The sequence below is a fragment of the Cellulomonas humilata genome, from assembly GCF_030814415.1.
Classification (GTDB): domain Bacteria; phylum Actinomycetota; class Actinomycetes; order Actinomycetales; family Cellulomonadaceae; genus Cellulomonas; species Cellulomonas humilata_A.
On the sequence record NZ_JAUSVB010000001.1, the window covers coordinates 998,943 to 1,016,114 of the forward strand.

Annotated in this window: 17 protein-coding genes; 9 read left to right on the forward strand and 8 right to left on the reverse strand. The window is 69.6% G+C overall.

Features of this window, described 5'->3' with window-relative positions; genetic code table 11:
• Nucleotides 1-25: 25 nt before the first annotated feature.
• From J2X26_RS04540 to rplI, 5 genes are all read left to right on the forward strand, one after another.
• Nucleotides 26-2,395: a transglycosylase domain-containing protein gene (locus J2X26_RS04540; protein ID WP_307490179.1), complete on the forward strand. Its 2,370-nt coding sequence runs from the start codon at nt 26-28 to the stop codon at nt 2,393-2,395.
• A 211-nt stretch (nt 2,396-2,606) separates the two neighbouring features.
• Nucleotides 2,607-2,900: a 30S ribosomal protein S6 gene (gene rpsF, locus J2X26_RS04545; RefSeq protein WP_055915972.1), complete on the forward strand. Its 294-nt coding sequence runs from the start codon at nt 2,607-2,609 to the stop codon at nt 2,898-2,900.
• 72 nt (nt 2,901-2,972) lie between these two features.
• Complete coding sequence (locus J2X26_RS04550) at nt 2,973-3,515, forward strand: single-stranded DNA-binding protein (RefSeq protein ID WP_307490183.1); 543 nt, start codon at nt 2,973-2,975, stop codon at nt 3,513-3,515.
• Nucleotides 3,516-3,592: 77 nt separating this feature from the next.
• Nucleotides 3,593-3,829, forward strand: a complete 237-nt coding sequence (gene rpsR, locus J2X26_RS04555) for a 30S ribosomal protein S18 (protein ID WP_028051084.1) — start codon at nt 3,593-3,595, stop codon at nt 3,827-3,829.
• Between the two features lie 14 nt (nt 3,830-3,843).
• Nucleotides 3,844-4,293: a 50S ribosomal protein L9 gene (rplI, locus tag J2X26_RS04560; protein WP_055915966.1), complete on the forward strand. Its 450-nt coding sequence runs from the start codon at nt 3,844-3,846 to the stop codon at nt 4,291-4,293.
• 207 nt (nt 4,294-4,500) lie between these two features.
• Here the strand turns inward: rplI and J2X26_RS04565 are convergent, their stop codons facing one another.
• Nucleotides 4,501-5,862 carry an MATE family efflux transporter gene (locus tag J2X26_RS04565; protein WP_307490707.1) on the reverse strand — a complete coding sequence of 454 codons (1,362 nt, stop codon included), beginning with the start codon at nt 5,860-5,862 and terminating at the stop codon, nt 4,501-4,503.
• 307 nt (nt 5,863-6,169) lie between these two features.
• On the opposite strand from J2X26_RS04565, the gene dnaB reads away from it, so the two are divergent.
• On the forward strand, nt 6,170-7,546 hold the full coding sequence (gene dnaB, locus J2X26_RS04570; protein ID WP_055915964.1) for a replicative DNA helicase: 1,377 nt from the start codon (nt 6,170-6,172) through the stop codon (nt 7,544-7,546).
• Between the two features lie 130 nt (nt 7,547-7,676).
• On the opposite strand, the gene J2X26_RS04575 is transcribed toward dnaB, so the two are convergent.
• Nucleotides 7,677-8,546 (reverse strand): HAD hydrolase family protein, encoded by an 870-nt coding sequence (locus J2X26_RS04575; RefSeq protein WP_307490709.1) that lies wholly within the window; start codon nt 8,544-8,546, stop codon nt 7,677-7,679.
• Between the two features lie 164 nt (nt 8,547-8,710).
• Between J2X26_RS04575 and J2X26_RS04580 the strand changes: the two genes are divergently transcribed.
• Entirely contained in the window at nt 8,711-9,448 is a 738-nt protein-coding gene (locus J2X26_RS04580; RefSeq protein ID WP_307490188.1) for a hypothetical protein, read from the forward strand.
• Between the two features lie 64 nt (nt 9,449-9,512).
• Here the strand turns inward: J2X26_RS04580 and J2X26_RS04585 are convergent, their stop codons facing one another.
• Both J2X26_RS04585 and J2X26_RS04590 read right to left on the reverse strand, forming a co-directional pair.
• The gene (locus J2X26_RS04585) at nt 9,513-9,998 is read right to left on the reverse strand and encodes a hypothetical protein (protein ID WP_307490190.1); all 486 of its coding nucleotides are present in this window, start codon (nt 9,996-9,998) and stop codon (nt 9,513-9,515) included.
• A gap of 225 nt (nt 9,999-10,223) precedes the next feature.
• Nucleotides 10,224-10,427, reverse strand: a complete 204-nt coding sequence (locus J2X26_RS04590; protein WP_307490192.1) for a hypothetical protein — start codon at nt 10,425-10,427, stop codon at nt 10,224-10,226.
• 409 nt (nt 10,428-10,836) lie between these two features.
• On the opposite strand from J2X26_RS04590, the gene J2X26_RS04595 reads away from it, so the two are divergent.
• On the forward strand, nt 10,837-11,166 hold the full coding sequence (locus J2X26_RS04595) for a hypothetical protein (protein ID WP_307490194.1): 330 nt from the start codon (nt 10,837-10,839) through the stop codon (nt 11,164-11,166).
• A gap of 138 nt (nt 11,167-11,304) precedes the next feature.
• Here the strand turns inward: J2X26_RS04595 and J2X26_RS04600 are convergent, their stop codons facing one another.
• The 4 genes from J2X26_RS04600 to J2X26_RS04615 form a co-directional block, all read right to left on the reverse strand.
• Nucleotides 11,305-11,931, reverse strand: coding sequence for a hypothetical protein (locus J2X26_RS04600; RefSeq protein ID WP_307490195.1), 627 nt, complete (start codon nt 11,929-11,931; stop codon nt 11,305-11,307).
• Nucleotides 11,928-12,518 carry a SigE family RNA polymerase sigma factor gene (locus J2X26_RS04605; protein ID WP_307490196.1) on the reverse strand — a complete coding sequence of 197 codons (591 nt, stop codon included), beginning with the start codon at nt 12,516-12,518 and terminating at the stop codon, nt 11,928-11,930. Before J2X26_RS04605 ends, J2X26_RS04600 begins: the two co-directional genes overlap by 4 nt.
• Nucleotides 12,519-12,884: 366 nt before the next feature.
• Nucleotides 12,885-14,630 carry a cellulose binding domain-containing protein gene (locus tag J2X26_RS04610; protein WP_307490197.1) on the reverse strand — a complete coding sequence of 582 codons (1,746 nt, stop codon included), beginning with the start codon at nt 14,628-14,630 and terminating at the stop codon, nt 12,885-12,887.
• Nucleotides 14,631-15,106: 476 nt separating this feature from the next.
• Entirely contained in the window at nt 15,107-15,994 is an 888-nt protein-coding gene (locus tag J2X26_RS04615; protein WP_307490198.1) for a helix-turn-helix transcriptional regulator, read from the reverse strand.
• A 139-nt stretch (nt 15,995-16,133) separates the two neighbouring features.
• Between J2X26_RS04615 and J2X26_RS04620 the strand changes: the two genes are divergently transcribed.
• Nucleotides 16,134-17,120 carry an aldo/keto reductase gene (locus J2X26_RS04620; protein ID WP_307490200.1) on the forward strand — a complete coding sequence of 329 codons (987 nt, stop codon included), beginning with the start codon at nt 16,134-16,136 and terminating at the stop codon, nt 17,118-17,120.
• The last annotated feature ends 52 nt before the right edge of the window (nt 17,121-17,172 follow it).

Consider the following 17,172-nt stretch of genomic DNA (forward strand, 5'->3'; position numbering starts at 1 on the left):
CAGTCGTCGGACGGAAGGCAGCGCGTTGGCAGGCACGAATCGGAGGGCTCCCGCTCGGGGCAAGCGCAGTGCGCCCCGCGGCACGGCGACCTCGTCGCGCAGCAGCGCCCCCAAGCGACGCTTCTTCGACTACCCGCGGTCGGGCTACGAAGGTCTGCACCGCTGGCTGCCGTCGTGGCGCTTCTCCGTCGGGACCATCCTTGCGTTCGGCTTCCTCGGTGCCGGCGCGGCCGTGGCCGCGTACGCGAGCACGACGATCCCGGACCAGGCCGACGACACCAAGGCGCAGACGACGACGGTCTACTACGCCAACAACCCGGACGGGTCCCCGGGCGAGGTGATGGGCACGTTCGCGGCGCAGAAGCGCACGCTTGTCGACTACGCCACGCTGCCCGAGTACGTGGGCCAGTCCGTCGCCGCGGCCGAGGACAAGACGTTCTTCACCAACAACAGCGGTGTCTCGATCACCGGTATGGGCCGCGCGCTGCTCAACAACCTGCGTGGCGGCGCCACGCAGGGTGGATCGACCCTCACGCAGCAGTACGTCGAGCGCTACTACGTCAACAAGACGACGACCGACTACGTCGGGAAGTTCAAGGAGACGCTCCTGGCGATCAAGATCGCCAAGGTGGAGTCGAAGTCCGAGATCATGGAGCGGTACCTGAACACGATCTACTTCGGTCGTGACTCGTACGGCATCCAGGCTGCCGCCCAGGCGTACTTCGGGGTCGACGCCGCCGCGCTGACCCGCGAGCAGGCCGCCCTGCTGGCGGGCATCATCCCGTCGCCCAACAACTGGGACCCCGCCGAGAGCCCCGAGAAGGCCGAGCAGCGCTGGAACATCGTGCTCGACTCCATGGAGGAGGAGGGCTGGCTCACCGCAGCCGAGCGCGCTCCGATGGTCTTCCCGCCGACGATCGCCTATCAGCGGGCCGACACGATGGGTGGCACCTCCGGCTACCTGCTCGACATGGTCCTCGACGAGCTCCGCGACGAGCCCCTCGCGTTCAGCGACGACGAGATCAGGCGTCGTGGCCTGACGGTCGTCACCACCATCCAGAAGCCGCTGCAGGACGCGGCCGTGGCGCAGGTCGACGCGTTCCGCGCCGGGACGCTGCCGTCGCAGGACGGCGCTGTCCCCGACCCGCGCACCCGCATCTCTCTCTCGTCGGTGGACCCCAAGGACGGCGCGATCGTGTCGCTGTACGGAGGCGCCGACTTCATCACGGACCAGCGGAACACGGTCACCTACGACAACGTCCAGCCGGGGTCGACGTTCAAGCCGTTCACGCTGATCGCCGCGCTCGAGCAGGGCGTCGGTCTCACGACGAAGTTCAACGGGCGCACGCCGCAGGAGTTCGGGGACTGGAAGGTCAACAACTTCAGCAACGGCCAGTACGGCGACATCGACCTGGTGCAGGCGACCGCGGACTCGGTGAACACCGTCTACGCCCAGCTCAACCTCCAGGTCGGACCGGAGACGACCGCGAAGGTGGCCGAGCGTGCGGGCCTCCCGGCACCGGTCGACACCAACAGGGCGAACGTGCTCGGTACCGCGGACGTCCAGCCGATCGACGTCGCGGGCGCCTACGCCACGATCGCCTCGGGCGGGATGCGGGTGGACCCGTACATCGTCCGCACGGTCAGCTACGACGACGGCAAGATCGCGTACGAGCACAAGGACCCGACGGAGCGCGCGTTCGCCGCGGACGTCATGGCCGACACCACCTTCGCGATGACCCAGGTCGTCGAGAAGGGGTCCGGCAAGACGTGGATCAAGCCTCTCGCCCGACCGATCGCAGGGAAGACCGGAACCTCGCAGGACAACAAGTCCGCCTGGTTCGTCGGCTTCACGCCCAACATCGTCACCGAGGTGTCGCTGAGCCAGATGGACGAGCTCGGCACGACGCAGGAGTCGATCTCGCAGATCGGCAAGGTCAAGAACGTCACCGGCGGCACCTGGCCGGCGTTCCTGTGGCAGTCGTACATGAAGGACGTCTTCGCGCAGCCGCAGTACGCCGAGGTGCTCCAGTTCCCCGCCCGGGCCAACGTCGGCGGCAAGCCGACGCCGACCGCGTCGGCCCCGACGGAGACGGTCGTCCCGACGGAGGAGCCCACACAGGCGGCTCCGACGGAGATCGCGGTCCCGTCGGGTCTCGAGGGCAAGCTCGAGGGCGACGCCACGGCGGCGATCGTCAACGCCGGGCTCGTCGCGAGCGTCGTCTCGGAGTCGTCCGACACCGTGACGTCCGGCCGTGTCATCCGGGTGGACCCGAAGGGCGGCACGATGCTCGCATCCGGCGGGTCGGTGACGCTCGTCATCTCGAGCGGACCGAAGCCGGTCGCCACGGAACCCCCGCCGACGGTCGCGCCGACGCCGGCGCCGACACCCTGATCCTCGGCGGGGGGCGGACGTCCGCCCCTCGCCGGAGCTTCCAGGTCCGTCTCTGTCCACAGCCGATTTCGGCGGTGGCTCCGAGCCGGGTAGCCTAGGAGATTGCTGTGCCCTCAGAGTCCCGTCGTCATGGACGGCTCCCTGAGGCCAGCGACGCACACACCCTCCTGCCACGGATCGACCGTGGCCGCGAAGACCAGAGGAGGTGGGTATGAGCCTGCGTCAGTACGAACTCATGATCATCCTTGACCCCGAGATCGAAGAGCGCACCGTTGCTCCGTCGCTCGACAAGTACCTGACGGTCATCAAGACCGACGGTGGCACTGTCGACAAGGTCGACATCTGGGGTCGTCGTCGGCTTGCCTACGACATCCAGAAGAAGTCCGAGGGCATCTACGCCGTCATCGACTTCCACGCGACGCCCGCGACCGCCAAGGAGCTCGACCGTCAGCTCGGCCTCAACGAGGTCGTCCTGCGGACCAAGGTCCTGCGCGCCGACGCCTGATCTCTTGTGGGTGGCCGCATCTAGTGTGCGGTCCCACACCTTCCGACTGATCGAACGAACGAGGAGCTGGGCATGAGCGGTGAGACCGTCATCACGGTGATCGGGAACCTGACCGGGGATCCCGAGCTGCGCTTCACCCCTTCGGGGGCCGCTGTCGCGAACTTCACCGTCGCGTCCACCCCCCGTACGTTCGACCGCCAGAGCAATGAGTGGAAGGACGGCGACACGCTGTTCCTCCGCTGCTCGATCTGGCGGGAGGCGGCCGAGTCGGTCGCCGAGTCGCTCACCAAGGGCACCCGCGTCATCGTGACCGGCCGGCTCGTGCAGCGCTCGTATGAGACCCGCGAGGGCGAGAAGCGCACCGTGTACGAGCTCCAGGTCGACGAGGTCGGCCCGTCCCTGCGCTACGCCACAGCCAAGGTCACCCGGACTCAGCGTTCGGGCGGCGGGGGCGGTGGCTTCGGTGGCGGGGGCGGCGGCGGCTTCAGCAACGGTGGCGGTGGCGGCGGATTCGGTGGCTCCGGCGGCGGTGGCGGCAACCAGCAGGACGACCCGTGGGCGACGCCCGCAGGTGGTGCTGGCGGTGCCGGCTACTCCGACGAGCCCCCGTTCTGATCGGCGCCTGACACTCAGACATTCCCCATCCCTGGGCACGGCAACGCCCAGGGCTCCAGCAGACAAGGAGCACCACGATGGCCAAGGCCGTGGTCCGCAAGCCGAAGAAGAAGCAGAACCCGCTCAAGGCGGCGAAGATCGATGTCGTCGACTACAAGGACACTGCGCTGCTGCGCAAGTTCATCTCCGACCGCGGGAAGATCCGCGCTCGCCGGGTGACCGGCGTGTCCGTCCAGGAGCAGCGCGCGATCGCGCGTGCCGTCAAGAACGCCCGCGAGATGGCTCTCCTGCCGTACTCGTCGTCGGCGCGCTGAGAAAGGGGACCATCATGGCGAAGATCATCCTGACCCACGAGGTCACCGGTCTCGGTGAGCCCGGTGACGTGGTCGAGGTGAAGGACGGGTACGCCCGGAACTTCCTCGTCCCGCGCAACCTGGCGACGCCCTGGACCAAGGGCGCCGAGAAGGACGTGACCGCGATCCGCAAGGCCCGCAAGGCCCGCGAGATCGCGACGCTCGACGACGCCAAGGCGATCCGCGACTCGCTGCAGAGCAAGCCGGTCGTCGTGTCGGCCAAGGCCGGCGAGTCGGGCCGTCTGTTCGGCGCCGTCACGACCGCCGAGATCGCCGACGCGGTCAAGAAGTCCGGCGCACCGCAGATCGACAAGCGGAAGGTCGAGATCGGTCAGCCGATCAAGGCCCTCGGCGAGTACCAGGTGTCGGTCCGTCTGCACGCAGGCGTGTCCGCGACGGTGACCGTCAAGGTCGTCGCAGCCTGACCTGAGCACCACCCAGCAGCGCCCCGTTCCCTTGTTGGGAGCGGGGCGCTCCTGCGTTCAGGACCGCGACGTCCGACCACACGCTCGGACGTCACCGACGGAACGTCCGCGCATTCGGTCGTCGGGACGCTCGATCCCGCGGACGTCGTGAGCCTGGCACTGTTGCGTCCGCACGATCGGTCGCTGGGACGCTCGAATGCGCGGACGTCAGGCTCCCGTGACCATCCAGGCTGTGCCGCGGGCACGCCAGCCGGTGGTGACGGCGCGGGCCAGCATGAAGACGCCCGCGAACGCCGCCCACAGCCACGCCAGACCCGCAGCGCCCGGCGGGGCGGCCTCGCGGACGGCCAGTGCGAACGGCACGTAGACCACCAGCGTGGCCATGCCGGCCCAGGCGAGGAACCGACCGTCGCCGGCGCCGATGAGCACGCCGTCGAGGACGAACACCCAGCCGGCCATCGGCATCGTCACGGCAGCGACGACGAGGGCGGCGACGGCGGCTGCTCGGACGTCGTCGGCCGACGTGAAGAGCGGGACGTAGACCCACGAGAGCCCGCCGACGAGGAGGCCGAGCGCGGCGCCGGCCCCGACACCCCACTGGAGCGTCCGCCGCAGCACCGCGCGGACGCGGGGGACGTCGGCGGCGCCCAGGCCGTGGCCGATCAGGGCCTGTGCGGCGATGGCGAGGGCGTCGAGCGCGAACGCGGCGAGCCCCCAGACGGCGTTGACCACCTGGTGACCGGCGAGCTCGACCGCCCCGAGACCGGTGGCCACCCACACGGTCAGAATGATGGCGAGCCGCAGCGACAGCGTGCGGACGAACAGGGGTGTCCCAGCGCGCGCGTTGGCCCAGATGCCCCCGGCGGCCGGGCGGAGCTGGGCTCCCGAGCCACGCGCACCGCGGACGACGACCACGGTGAGTGCCACGGCCATCGCCAGCTGCGTGACGGCGGTGCCGAGCCCGGAGCCGGCGATCCCCATGCCCACGCCGTAGACGAGCACCACGTTGAGCACGGCGTTGACGACGGCACCGGCCGCGGCGACGACCAGCGGCGTGCGGGTGTCCAGCAGCCCGCGCAGGGCGCCGGTGGACGCGAGGACCAGGAGCATGCCGGGGAGGCCCGGCGCCGACCAGCGCAGGTAGGTCACGGCCTGCTGTGCGACCTCGTCGGAAGCCCCGAGGGCCTCGATCAGCCACGGCGCGCTGAGCCACGTGACGGTGGCCAGCACGATGCCGAGACCGAGCGCGAGCCACATCCCGTCGACGCCGACCTGGAGCGCACCCGCGCGGTCGCCTGATCCGAGCCGTCGGGCGACGGCCGCTGTCGTCGCGTAGGCGAGGAAGACGCAGAGCCCGATGACGGTCATCAGGACGGTCGACGCGAGCGCCAGGCCGGCCAGCGGGGCGGTCCCCAGGTGGCCGACGACGGCGGAGTCGACGAGCACGAAGAGCGGCTCGGCCACCAGAGCACCCAGCGCCGGGACGGCGAGGGCCAGTATCTGGCGGTCGATGCCGGGCGGTCGATGTCCGACAGATGAAATCGCAGCCAACCTTTCTCGAATCCACAGCAGGTGCACAGCGTTCCTGCGGGTGACAAGCGGATCGGAGGCGAAGTTCACCCCTCTGTCCACACCCCTGTCCACGGACTGTGGACAGAATCGGACGTGATCCACAGCCTCGCTCACAGTAGGTGAGGGCTCGCTCCACAGAAGTCCGAAGGTTGCCCACAGGGCGTTCCGACGCGTTTGGACGACGGCCCCGCGGACGCCTAACGTCGCGAGTGCGAGGACCCGATGCTGCGCCTGGGAACTCGTCTGGGCGCGGATGTCAGACCCCCCATGGAACATGTGTTCGGATGACGACGATGGGGATCAAGTGACGATCGAGGACCTCGAGTACGGCGCGCCGTCCGGGACCAACCGCGGTGGCGGCGGCTACGACCGCACCCCGCCGCAGGACCTCGACGCCGAGCGCAGCGTGCTCGGCGGCATGATGATCTCCAAGGACGCGATCGCCGACGTCGTCGAGCAGATCCGCGGGACCGACTTCTACCGCCCGGCGCACGAGGTCGTGTACGACGCGATCATCGACCTCTACGGCCGCGGCGAACCGGCCGACGCCATCACGGTCGCGGACGAGCTGACCAAGCGCGGCGAGATCCAGCGCATCGGCGGCGCGCCCTACCTGCACACCCTCATCTCGTCGGTCCCCACCGCCGCGAACGCCGGCTACTACGCGCGGATCGTGCGCGAGCGGTCGGTCCTCCGCAAGCTCGTCGAGGCCGGCACCCGCATCGTCCAGCTCGGCTACGGCACCGACGGCGGGGACGTCGACGAGATCGTGAACAACGCGCAGGCCGAGGTCTACGCCGTCACCGAGCGCCGGTCGTCGGAGGACTACCTGATCCTCGGCGACATCATCGGCGGCGCGGTCGACGAGATCGAGGCCGCCGGCCACCGCGGCGAGGGCATGATCGGCGTCCCGACGGGGTTCTCGGACCTGGATAGATTGACCAATGGACTGCACCCCGGGCAAATGATTGTTCTGGCTGCGAGGCCCGCAATTGGCAAATCAACCATGGGAATTGATATTGCACGATCGGCGTCGATCAAGCACAACATGACGTCCGTCGTGTTCTCGCTCGAGATGAGCCGCAACGAGATCACGATGCGTCTGCTCTCCGCCGAGGCGCGCGTGCACCTGCAGAAGCTGCGGAACGGCCAGATGGGCGAGGACGACTGGGCCAAGATCGCCGCAACCATGGGCAAGATCTCCGAGGCGCCGCTCTTCATCGACGACTCGCCGAACATGTCGCTGATGGAGATCCGCGCCAAGTGCCGGCGGCTCAAGCAGAAGCACGACCTCAAGCTCGTGGTCATCGACTACCTGCAGCTGATGTCCTCCGGGAAGCGCGTCGAGTCCCGTCAGCAGGAGGTCTCCGAGTTCTCCCGAGCGCTCAAGCTGCTGGCCAAGGAGCTCGAGGTCCCCGTCATCGCCATCTCGCAGCTGAATCGTGGCGCCGAGCAGCGCACCGACAAGCGGCCGCAGATGAGCGACCTGCGTGAGTCGGGATCGATCGAGCAGGACGCCGACATCGTCATCCTGCTGCACCGCGAGGACGCCTACGAGAAGGAGTCACCCCGCGCCGGCGAGGCCGACGTGATCGTGGCCAAGCACCGAAACGGACCGACCGACACGCTCGTCGTGGCATTCCAGGGGCATTACTCGCGCTTCGTGGACATGCAGGCCTGACGCTCGTTGTCTGCTGTCGAGATGTCGAGACGTCGAGATACTTTGACTATTCGGGTCTCCAAGTTTAACTACCCGACTGGCGCGGCTGTCGAAGTGCAAGGTTCTCGGACTAACCGACCCGGTGGTTCAACTACGCGATATGTCCCGGTTCCGGATCGAGCCGGGTGTGCCCTGGTCGGTACAGACCCAGGTCGTCGAACGACGCGACGAGTCCCTCGACGTGAGGGCCCCGTGCGAACGCGTCCGCGACCGCCATGACCCTGTCGTCCGACCCTTCGATCGCGACGCCAACCCCGGCGTACTCCAGCATCTCCAGGTCGTTGATGCCGTCTCCGAACGCGATGACATCGCTTCGCTCAGCCGCGAGGTGTCGTTGGACCAGCTCGATCCCGAGGGCCTTGTGGACGTCGATCAGGTACAGCTCGCCGGCAAAGTCGTGGGCCTCGACGATCGAGCTGGGCACGAATCCCACCCTCGGCCCCAGCGAGCTCAGCAGCTCGGTCCACGGTGCCGTTGCCGCCAGGTAGGTGACCTTGGCGAACGAGACTTCCGAGAGGTCCTCGAGCATCCGGAGCGCGCGGAGGAAGTCGTCGGCGCCATGCTGCTCCTGGCCGCCCCCTGGTCCGAGCAGCGCCCTCAACCGGTCGTCTACGCCGGGCGGTCCGTACAGCGCCTCCGGCGCTTCGAGGACGAACGCCGCGTCGTGCTCGACCAGGAGCGACACCACCCGTCGGGCCAGGTCACCAGGGAAGCGGCGATCCATGAGCAGGTTCCCGTCGACCTCGACATAGCACCCTGCCGAGGCGACCAGGCCGTCGAAGCCGACGTCGAGGATGCCGGTCGGCAGCAGCGCCTTGGAGCGGCCGGTGCACAGGAAGACGCGGTGGCCGGCCGCCCTCACCCGGCGCACGGCGTCTTCGTGACCCGGTGGCACCACTCCGTGCACCGCGTAGGTGCCGTCGATGTCGAGGAAGACGAGCTTGCTCCGCACGGGGCTCATGGCTGGCACGGGCCCATGGTCGCAAGAATTCCGGCCGACGCCGGACTTGACCAGCCGGGCTGGGACCAGCCGACCGGTCAAGGTACGACGCTCAGCCGCGGCCAATCCGTCGTACATCTCGACAGTCATATGGCCACCGAGCCAGAGGCGGGATGATCTGCGGCATGAGCTCACGCCCGGACTGGCTGGCGCGCTACGGCGCTGGGGATCACCACGGGGTCTGGCGTGAGCTGGGCAGGCTCGGCGACCGCGTCCGCGAACCTGCATACGCGGGGGAAGCGCAAGAGGTGTGCGACGAGTGGGCCCGGCGGGTGCGGATCAACCTGGACCGCATCATCCAGCGGCTGGCCGATCAGGGCTACCGCTTCCAGGTGAACGACGACACTCAGACGCCCGTGGTGCCCTGGACCCCGCCGAGCTCGAGCGCCGAGGAGCACGTGCGGTGGCTGGAGGCGACGTTCGGCCCAGTCCCGATGACGGTCTCGTCGTGGGTGCGGGTCGTCGGCGACGTCTGGCTGGTCGGGACGCACCCGCGGTGGCCCGACGCGTCCGCGGCCGACCCCTTCGTCCTGGAGATCGAGGGCACGCGGTGCCCGGGGGACGACATGCGCGCGTACCTCGTGGGCGAGCGAGAGGCGTGGGAGGAGTACTCCGACGGCGAGCCGTTCCAGCTCCCCGTGTCGCCCGACGCGCTGCACAAGGACAACGTGAGCGGCGGACCGCCCTACGGCATCGTCCTCCCCGACTCCGGCGCGGTCGGCCGCATCGTCGCCGCTGAGGAGATGTCGTTCGTCGACTACGTCCGTCTGGCCCTCGACCTGGGCGGGTTCCCGGGCTGCACCAACCAGGACAGGGAGGGGCCTGTGATCAGCTCCTTGCGGGCGAGACTCCTCCCCTTGTGACGTGCAGGAGTCGGCCGCGCGTCGCGGGCGACTCGGCCGAGACCGCCGGCGGTTGCCAGACGTATCACGAGGGCGGGTCGGGCTCACCCAGGACGCGGGCGACTGCGAGCATGCCGCTGAGCGCGTCGCGGTCCTGCTGCTGGGCCCGCAGTACGGGTTCCCCGCCGACGTGCTCGAGTGCTGCTGAGACGAAACCTGGCGATCCATCCGCGGGGGCGTTTGCTATGTACGCCCGCAGAGCCGGAGCCGCAGACGCGCCAAGAACCACGCACGCGGTGGCGAGCGCCGGCGCCGTCAAGCTCCCGGCGGAGGTCCGCATGCTCTGGGCGAGCCCGTCACCGACCTGCTCGTGAGGAAACGTCAACGAGTACCAGGCACCCATCACGCGCTCACGCCAGGAGTCGTGGAGCAGCCGCAGGACCTGCTCCAGCGTCACGCCCGATGCGGCGGCCCGGACCGCAGCCAGCGATGCAGGGTCCGCGGACGTCGCGTTGAGCCCCATCATCTTCAGGTAGAACGGCTGAACCTTGGCCGCCACGAACTCGTCCACGGCGTGATCCTAGGTGCTCCCCGAGGCCGCCCGACGGACCGTCTGATCAACACGCCATCCCCTACTTTGCCGCCGGCTCAGTGTGAAGCCCTCCGGTCAAAGTGCGCCGCTCGAGCGCGGCCACTGTGTCGTGCACCTCGACACCAAGAGGCCACGAACTCGCGGAGCGCGTCGTGACCTCTTGGTGCATTCCGGCGTGATGACGGGAGCGGGTGGTACGAGCCTCTACCGCCGGCGGGAGCTCCCCCCACGCCCCCGCCAGCCGCCGTTCACCGGCGACGAGCCGCCGACTCCTCCCAGGTGCAGCGCGAGGAAGAACAGACCGGCAAACATCAGCGTCTGTGGGGTGAAGGCGTCCCCGAGGTTCGCCTCGAGGAGGTCGAGGAGCAGGGCGAGGGCGAAGATCGCGGCAGCGACGAGCGCGAGCATGGGCACTCCAAGGGAAGGGGTCCGGCGAGCCTGCCGGAGGGTGTGATGCTTCCGGTGATTCGAAAGCACCCGGATCATGGCGCACGGTCACGACGACCGCGAGTGGAGAAGGGTTTCGTGGGCTCGAGGGACTCAGTCGGGACGCGCGGTGATCGGAGACGTGGAGCCGCCCCGGCCGCTACATTCACGTCAGCCGCGGACGTCGGCAGCGAGCGGAGGTCCTCGTGGGACTCGGTGCCCGTCGACGACGGAGCACGTCGGTTCAAGGCGCGAGCACCTCGCGAGCTGTGGGCGACGCGGGATCGGGGCGGAGTGCCTCGGGCCTGACGAGCGTGGTCGCCACGATCCTCGTGTGTGCGCTGCTCCCCGTCGACGCACCTCGCGGGGAGCGGGCGCGCAGGCTGCAGGAATGGTCTCGTTCTGGCGCGCAGACCCGTCGATCGCTCCGGACGAGGTCCACGGCCGCGCGTTCGAGGCATGGCTGCGTGCCGGCTATCCGCTGCTCGCCGTGACCGCCGTCCTCCTGTGGCTCGTCGACGAGCAGTGGCCGGACCGCGCCTCGCCGGCACCCTGGTTCGCGATGCTGTTCTTCGGCTTGTGCTCGGGCGCGCTCCACCTGCGTCTGTCGTTGCAGGTCACCCGTCGAGCCACGACGCCGGCACGGGTGGTCGCCGGGTGGCCCACCGAGCTCGCCCTCCTGGTGCCATGCACGGCTATCGCGGTCGCGATCTTCTCCTAGTCGGCTTGCGGGTCGAAGAGGATCGGCGGCGCTCGTCGGGTGCCGGCTCGCTCACGGTCCTGGGGGCGCGCTGCAACCCGGACTGAGCCGGTGGTGCGGCGCGGGCTCGCGCCGCCGCGCCGCACCACCGCTCAGTGGTCAGCCGACCGTGTGGCCCGCCTCGTCGGTGACGTCGAGCCCGTCGACGAACCGTGCGGCGACCTCGCCCGTCCAGTGGAGCTCGGGGGGGAGCTGGACCGAGAGGTAGTCCCCGTCGCCCTCGGGCACGAACACCCCGAGGGTCCCGCCGGGCTCGCCGTCCGCGTCGAGCATCTCGTACACGAGCACCTCCTGACCGCCGACCGCGAAGGTCTGCGCCTCGAGGTCGCCGCCCGGCAGCGACTCCGAACCGACGAGGCTTGCGACGATCCGACCCTCGAAGCTGTTCGGGTCCGAGCCGTCGTCGTCGCTGTCGGCGAGCACCAGGCTGCTCCGGTCGGAGGACAGCACGTGCCAGCCCTCGGGGACCGCCGCGATCGTGAACCCCGCGGGCTGCTCGGCCGTGTAGGCGACGAGCTCGGCCGCGGCGGCCGACGGGGTGGTCGAGGTGAGCGGCGCGCCGACCGCGACCGCGGCCGCGAGGACGGCCGCAACGCCGGTGCCGACCAGGCGCGTGCGGCGACGGCGGGCGCGCTGCCCGCGGTTCACGTCGTCGTCGAGCACCGCGGCGGGCGTCGCGTCGACGGTGGCGGTCGCGCGGGACATCAGGGTGGTCAGGTCGCTCATGACAGTCTCCCAGCGGTGAGGGTGGTGTGGGTCGAGGGGATCGGGGCGGTGTCGCCTTGCGGCCGGCCGGTGTGGTCCGGGCGCGGACCCCGGTCGTCGCGCAGGGCCGGTCCGAGCCGGAGCTTGAGCTTCTCGAGCGCTCGCGCCGTCTGGCTCTTGACCGTCCCCTGGGTGCACCGCAGCGCCTTCGCGGTGTCGGCGACGCTCAGGTCGTGGAAATAGCGCAGCACCACCGTCGCCCGCATCCGGTCCGGCAGCTCGCCGAGTGCCGCGAACAGCAGCCGGGAGTCGTCGTCGACGGCCCCGGTCCCGACGGCCCGGTCGGGCAGCTCCGATCGGAGGTCCTCTCGCTTGCGCCGGCTCGTGCGCATCTCGTCGGTGAACGCGTTGACCAGGACGCGGCGGGCGTACGCGTCGCGGTCCCGTACGTCGCACAGGCGCGGCCATGCGAGGTACAGCTTGGTCATCGCGGTCTGGACCACGTCCTCCGCCGTGTGCGGGTCGCCGGCCGTGAGCAGGGTTGCGGTGCGGACCAGCGACTGGCGGCGCTGCGCGGCCCACGCCCGGAAGTCCTCGTCAGATCTCATGGGGTGCTCTCCGTTCCTTCATACCCCTCAGACGCGGCCGGCACGGTGAACGGTTGCACGCCCCACGGCACGGGGGGCGCGGGGACGCGTGCCGCGGGACGATCCCGCGTCCGGCGCACTGGGCGGACTGCGCACACTGACTGGAAATCGGTCGATGGCGGCCCCGGTCAGAGTCCGACGCTCGGCCGCGGTCAGCATGGGCCGCCGGTCGCACCACGGCGCAGCCTGCAGGTCGACTCAGCGGCTGCGGAGCTCGACCGGCCGTCTCCCACCCCAACGCGAGGTGGCGAAGTCCTTCACCGGTTGACGGGAACTACGCCGCCGGGCATCTGACGTGTCGTGACACCTCAGATGCCCGGCGGCACCTCAGAGAGTGATCACGACGGTGGAGATGCTCCGGGCCGGCACGGAGACCGTCACCTGGCTCCCGTTGACGCTCGTCGTCTGACCGGCGCGGCTGGAGTAGCGCGACGTCATGGTCTGCAACGCGGACGTGATGCCCTCGGGCGCCTGGATGACGGCGCCGTTCACGGCGTTGGTCGTGCGGTTGAGGATGACGAGGGTGATCTTGCCGTCGCCCTGGTAGGCCGTGACGTCCAGGGGCGACGCCTTCGAGCTCTCCGTCACGCCGATGCGCTGGTAGCCCGGACGGACGTACTTGGAGTACTGCGAGAACGCCCAACCGCGCTTGAGGACGGAGCCGCCCGTCGTCCCGAACGCCGACTCACCATCGCCGATGAAGGAGTAGTAGCGCCGTCCGTACCACCAGATGTAGGCGCTCCAGTTCGACTCCATCGTCCGGTTCACCGAGGGCATGATCTTGTCGAGGGTCTCGTTCCACGCGGCGAGGTTGGACGGGTCGCCCCAGATGTTCGAACCGTTGCCGTCGGCCTCGTGGAAGTTCCACTCGGTCATCCACTGGTTCTTGCCGTACTGCGCGGCGAGCGGGTACGCCGAGAGGTTCGGTCCGTTCTCCTGGCCGTAGATGTGGCCGCCTACGTACCCGATGTTGTTGCGGGCGGTCGCGTCGTTGAGCGTGGGGTCGGAGTAGGACCGGTTCGTACCCAGCGACTCGGCGACGAGGAGCTTCGTGTTCGTGATGTTCGCACCGTAGTCGCGCACGAAGTTGCGCATCGTGTCGCCCGTCCACGCCATCGAGTCGTAGGCCGGGTGCCAGTCGGGCTCGTTCTGGACCGACGTCACGTCGATCGTCACGCCCTGGTTCCGCATGTACTGGACGTAGCTGTTCAGGTGGTTCGCGTAGTCCCCGTAGCGGGAGGTCAGCAGGGTGCCGCCGTTGATCCGGCTGTTGTTCGACTTCCACGCCGCCGGCGCCGTCCACGGTGAGGCAAGGATCTTCACCTCGGAGCCGTAGGCCTTCGCCGTCTTCAGCGCACTGACCTGGGCGCCCCACTCGCCCGACACCGGCGAGATCCCGGTACGCACGATCGAGAGGCCGAGCTGGTTGTCGCCCATCCCGACCAGGGTCTGGGTGTCGGTGGTCGACCAGGCGCCGCCCCAGATGGAGACGGCGGCACCGAAGCCGTCGATCGTCTGGTACTTGCGGCTCGTGTTCACCGTGATGTCCGCGGCCGCGGCCGTGGGCGTCGGACTCGGCGTCGCGGTCCGTGTGGGGGTCGGCGTGGGGGTCGGGGTCGCGGTCCGTGTGGGGGTCGGGGTCGGCGTGCTCACCGGCCCGTTGCAGGCGGTCCCGTTGAGGGCGAAGGACGTCGGCGCGGGGTTGGAGCCGGTCAGGCTGCCGTTGAAGCCGAACTGCGTCGACGCCCCGGTGCCGAGCGAGCCGTTGTACGACGCGTTGCTCGCGGACACCGTCGAGCCGCTCTGGGTGAGGCTCGTGTTCCAGGCCTGGGTCACGGTCTGACCAGCGGAGAAGCTCCAGGTGAGCCGCCAGCTGCTGACTGCGTCACCCAGGTTGGTGATCGTGACGTTGGCACCGAAACCGCTGGACCACTGCGATGAGATGACGTAGTCCACGCGGCACGCGGTCGCGGCGGACGCTACGGGTGCGTCGGCGACTGTTCCCGCTGTGATCAGCGTGGCCGCGGCCAGCACCGCCGGCCAGATCCGGCGCCATCGTTGAGAGCTCTGCATGATTGTCCGATCGTCATTGTCGGTCGATGTGTGCCTCGTGTCCCCGCTGGCTGCCGGCGGACAGGGACCCGGGCGCACCGGGTACTGACGTGTTCGGGGTCGGTGACGACCCTGGGCAATGAGGTCCCGCCAATGTGAGCGCTAACACGGCGGGATCTGCCCAGTTTGGCACGGGGCTCGTGTGACGTGTGATCGGCACAAACGATTAGGTGCGGGATGTGGACAGTCGGGCTGCCGCCATCGAGAACGACGACGCCGCGAGCCTGCCCGCGTACGTGCGTATAGCGACATCGACGTCATCCTCGGGGTCCCTCCGCGGCCACACCTGCCACGGTTGCCAGCCGCCCAGATGAGCCGCCGCGGCGGCGGCGTGGTATTCGTCAAGAACCGCTGACGTCAGCGACGCGTCGTCCGTACGGCCCACGTGTACTTTGCGTGCAAGCTCAGTCGTACGGCCAGTCACGCTCTGAACGTGGCTACGGACGACGCGTGCTCGGTGCGGTCTCGGTAGTGGTCGCTGCCCAGCTGGCCAGCATGCGGATGGCGTCTTCGTCGGGCGAGCCTGCCGGGCTGGTGAAGGTGATGAGAGTCAGGCCGGGGTCGGCGGGCAGGTCGAGGACCTCGAAATCGAGGTGGAGCTCGCCGACGACGGGGTGGCGGACGTGCTTGCGTCCGGTGCGGTGCAGGCGGACATCGTGCGCGGCCCAGCGGGTGCGGAACGGTGGGCTCTGGGTGCTGAGCTCGCCGACCAGGTCAGTCAGCGCCCGGTCGTAGGGGTCCCGCCCGGCTTCGGTGCGCAGCTGGGAGACAGAGTCGTCGGCGGCGCGTTCCCAGTCGATCCAGAAGTCGCGGGCGCGGTCGTCAAGGAAGGTGAACCGGGCGTGGTTGGCGGGGCTGCCGACCGGGTGGGGTGTGGCGTACACCGGTGAGAACAGGGAGCGGCCGAGGGTGTTGGCGGCCACCAGGTCGAGGCGGCCGTTGTTCACGATGACCGGGACGGCGTCGCCGATGAGGTCGAGCAGGCGCTGCACCCCGGGGCGGATCTGACCGGGCGCCGGCCTGCGGCGCTGCCGGGTCGCCGGACCAGCGGCGCGGGCGAGGTCGGCCAGGTGGGTGCGTTCGGCTTCGTCGAGCTGCAGGGCGCGTCCCAGGGCGTCCAGGACGCTGTCGGAGACCCCGGCCAGGTTGCCGCGTTCGAGCTGGGCGTAGTACTCGACGCTGACCCCGGCCAGGTCGGCGACCTCGCCGCGCTTGAGCCCGGGCACCCGCCGGTTGCTGGCGAACGCGGTCAGGCCGGCGTCCTCTGGGGTGAGCCGGGCTCGACGGGTGCGCAGGAAGTCCTTGATCTCGTCGCGGTTGTCCACTTCGCCACCGTACGACCGGCCGATCGGCCCCGGGGTGGGCTGTCGGTACACCTTCCAGCAGTGACTTCTTCGCCTCTCTCGTGGCGGGTTGCATGGCCCGTACCGCTCGGCCTGAACCTCACGACAAGGAGTCACCTTCATGAAGACCGCACACCTGGCAGACCTCGAGGTCTCCCGCATCGGGCTGGGCGCCATGACGATGGCCGGCACGTACACCAGCGAAGGCGCCCTGGACGACACCGAGTCGATCCGCACGATCCACCGCGCGCTGGACCTGGGCGTCACCCACATCGACACCGCCGAGATCTACGGACCGTTCCACAGCGAAGAGGTCGTCGGGACGGCTGTCCGGGGCCGACGCGACGAGGTCGTCATCGCGACCAAGTTCGGGCTCGTCCAGCACACGGGCGGCGAGCCGGTCCCCGGCGTGACCGACAGCAGTCCTGCCAACGTGCGGGCCGCCGTCGAGGGCTCCCTGCGCCGGCTGGGCACCGACCACATCGACCTGTACTACCAGCACCGCGTCGACCCGGCCACGCCCATCGAAGACACCGTCGGGGCGCTGGCCGAGCTCGTCACCGAGGGCAAGATCCGATACATCGGCCTGTCCGAGGCGGGTGCGGACACCATCCGCCGCGCGCACGCCGTGCACCCGCTCACCGCTCTGCAGACCGAGTACTCGCTGTGGACACGGGACGTCGAGGCAGAGATCCTGCCGCTGTTGCGTGAGCTCGGCATCGGGTTCGTGCCCTACTCCCCGCTTGGCCACGGCCTGCTCACCGGGCAGATCCGCACCGTGGCCGACTTCGCCGACGACGACTGGCGCAAGACCAACCCCCGCTTCACCGGCGAGAACTTCGCGCGCAACCTCGCGATCGTCGACGAGGTCCGGGCCATCGGCGCCGAGAACGGCGCCACGCCCGCACAGACCGCGCTGGCCTGGCTGCTCAGCCGCGGCGAGGACATCGCCCCGATCCCCGGCACCCGCCGCGTGTCCCGCGTTGAAGAGAACACCGCCGCCGACGCCATCGACCTGACCCCGGCACAGCTGCACCGCCTCGACAACCTCGAGCCCGCCGCCGGTGAGCGGCACGACGAGGCCAACATGGCCTCGATCGACCACTGACCTCGAACCACAGGAGGGCACCGTGACGCACTGGACCGCCGAGCAGCGCGAC

Coding starts and splice junctions, on each gene's coding strand:
- rpsF (WP_055915972.1), top strand. CDS start 2,607: ATGAGCCTGCGTCAGTACGAACTCATGATCATCCTTGACCCCGAGATC.
- J2X26_RS04550 (WP_307490183.1), top strand. CDS start 2,973: ATGAGCGGTGAGACCGTCATCACGGTGATCGGGAACCTGACCGGGGAT.
- rpsR (WP_028051084.1), top strand. CDS start 3,593: ATGGCCAAGGCCGTGGTCCGCAAGCCGAAGAAGAAGCAGAACCCGCTC.
- rplI (WP_055915966.1), top strand. CDS start 3,844: ATGGCGAAGATCATCCTGACCCACGAGGTCACCGGTCTCGGTGAGCCC.
- J2X26_RS04575 (WP_307490709.1), bottom strand. CDS start 8,546: ATGAGCCCCGTGCGGAGCAAGCTCGTCTTCCTCGACATCGACGGCACC.
- J2X26_RS04580 (WP_307490188.1), top strand. CDS start 8,711: ATGAGCTCACGCCCGGACTGGCTGGCGCGCTACGGCGCTGGGGATCAC.
- J2X26_RS04590 (WP_307490192.1), bottom strand. CDS start 10,427: ATGCTCGCGCTCGTCGCTGCCGCGATCTTCGCCCTCGCCCTGCTCCTC.
- J2X26_RS04595 (WP_307490194.1), top strand. CDS start 10,837: ATGGTCTCGTTCTGGCGCGCAGACCCGTCGATCGCTCCGGACGAGGTC.
- J2X26_RS04600 (WP_307490195.1), bottom strand. CDS start 11,931: ATGAGCGACCTGACCACCCTGATGTCCCGCGCGACCGCCACCGTCGAC.
- J2X26_RS04605 (WP_307490196.1), bottom strand. CDS start 12,518: ATGAGATCTGACGAGGACTTCCGGGCGTGGGCCGCGCAGCGCCGCCAG.
- J2X26_RS04610 (WP_307490197.1), bottom strand. CDS start 14,630: ATGCAGAGCTCTCAACGATGGCGCCGGATCTGGCCGGCGGTGCTGGCC.
- J2X26_RS04620 (WP_307490200.1), top strand. CDS start 16,134: ATGAAGACCGCACACCTGGCAGACCTCGAGGTCTCCCGCATCGGGCTG.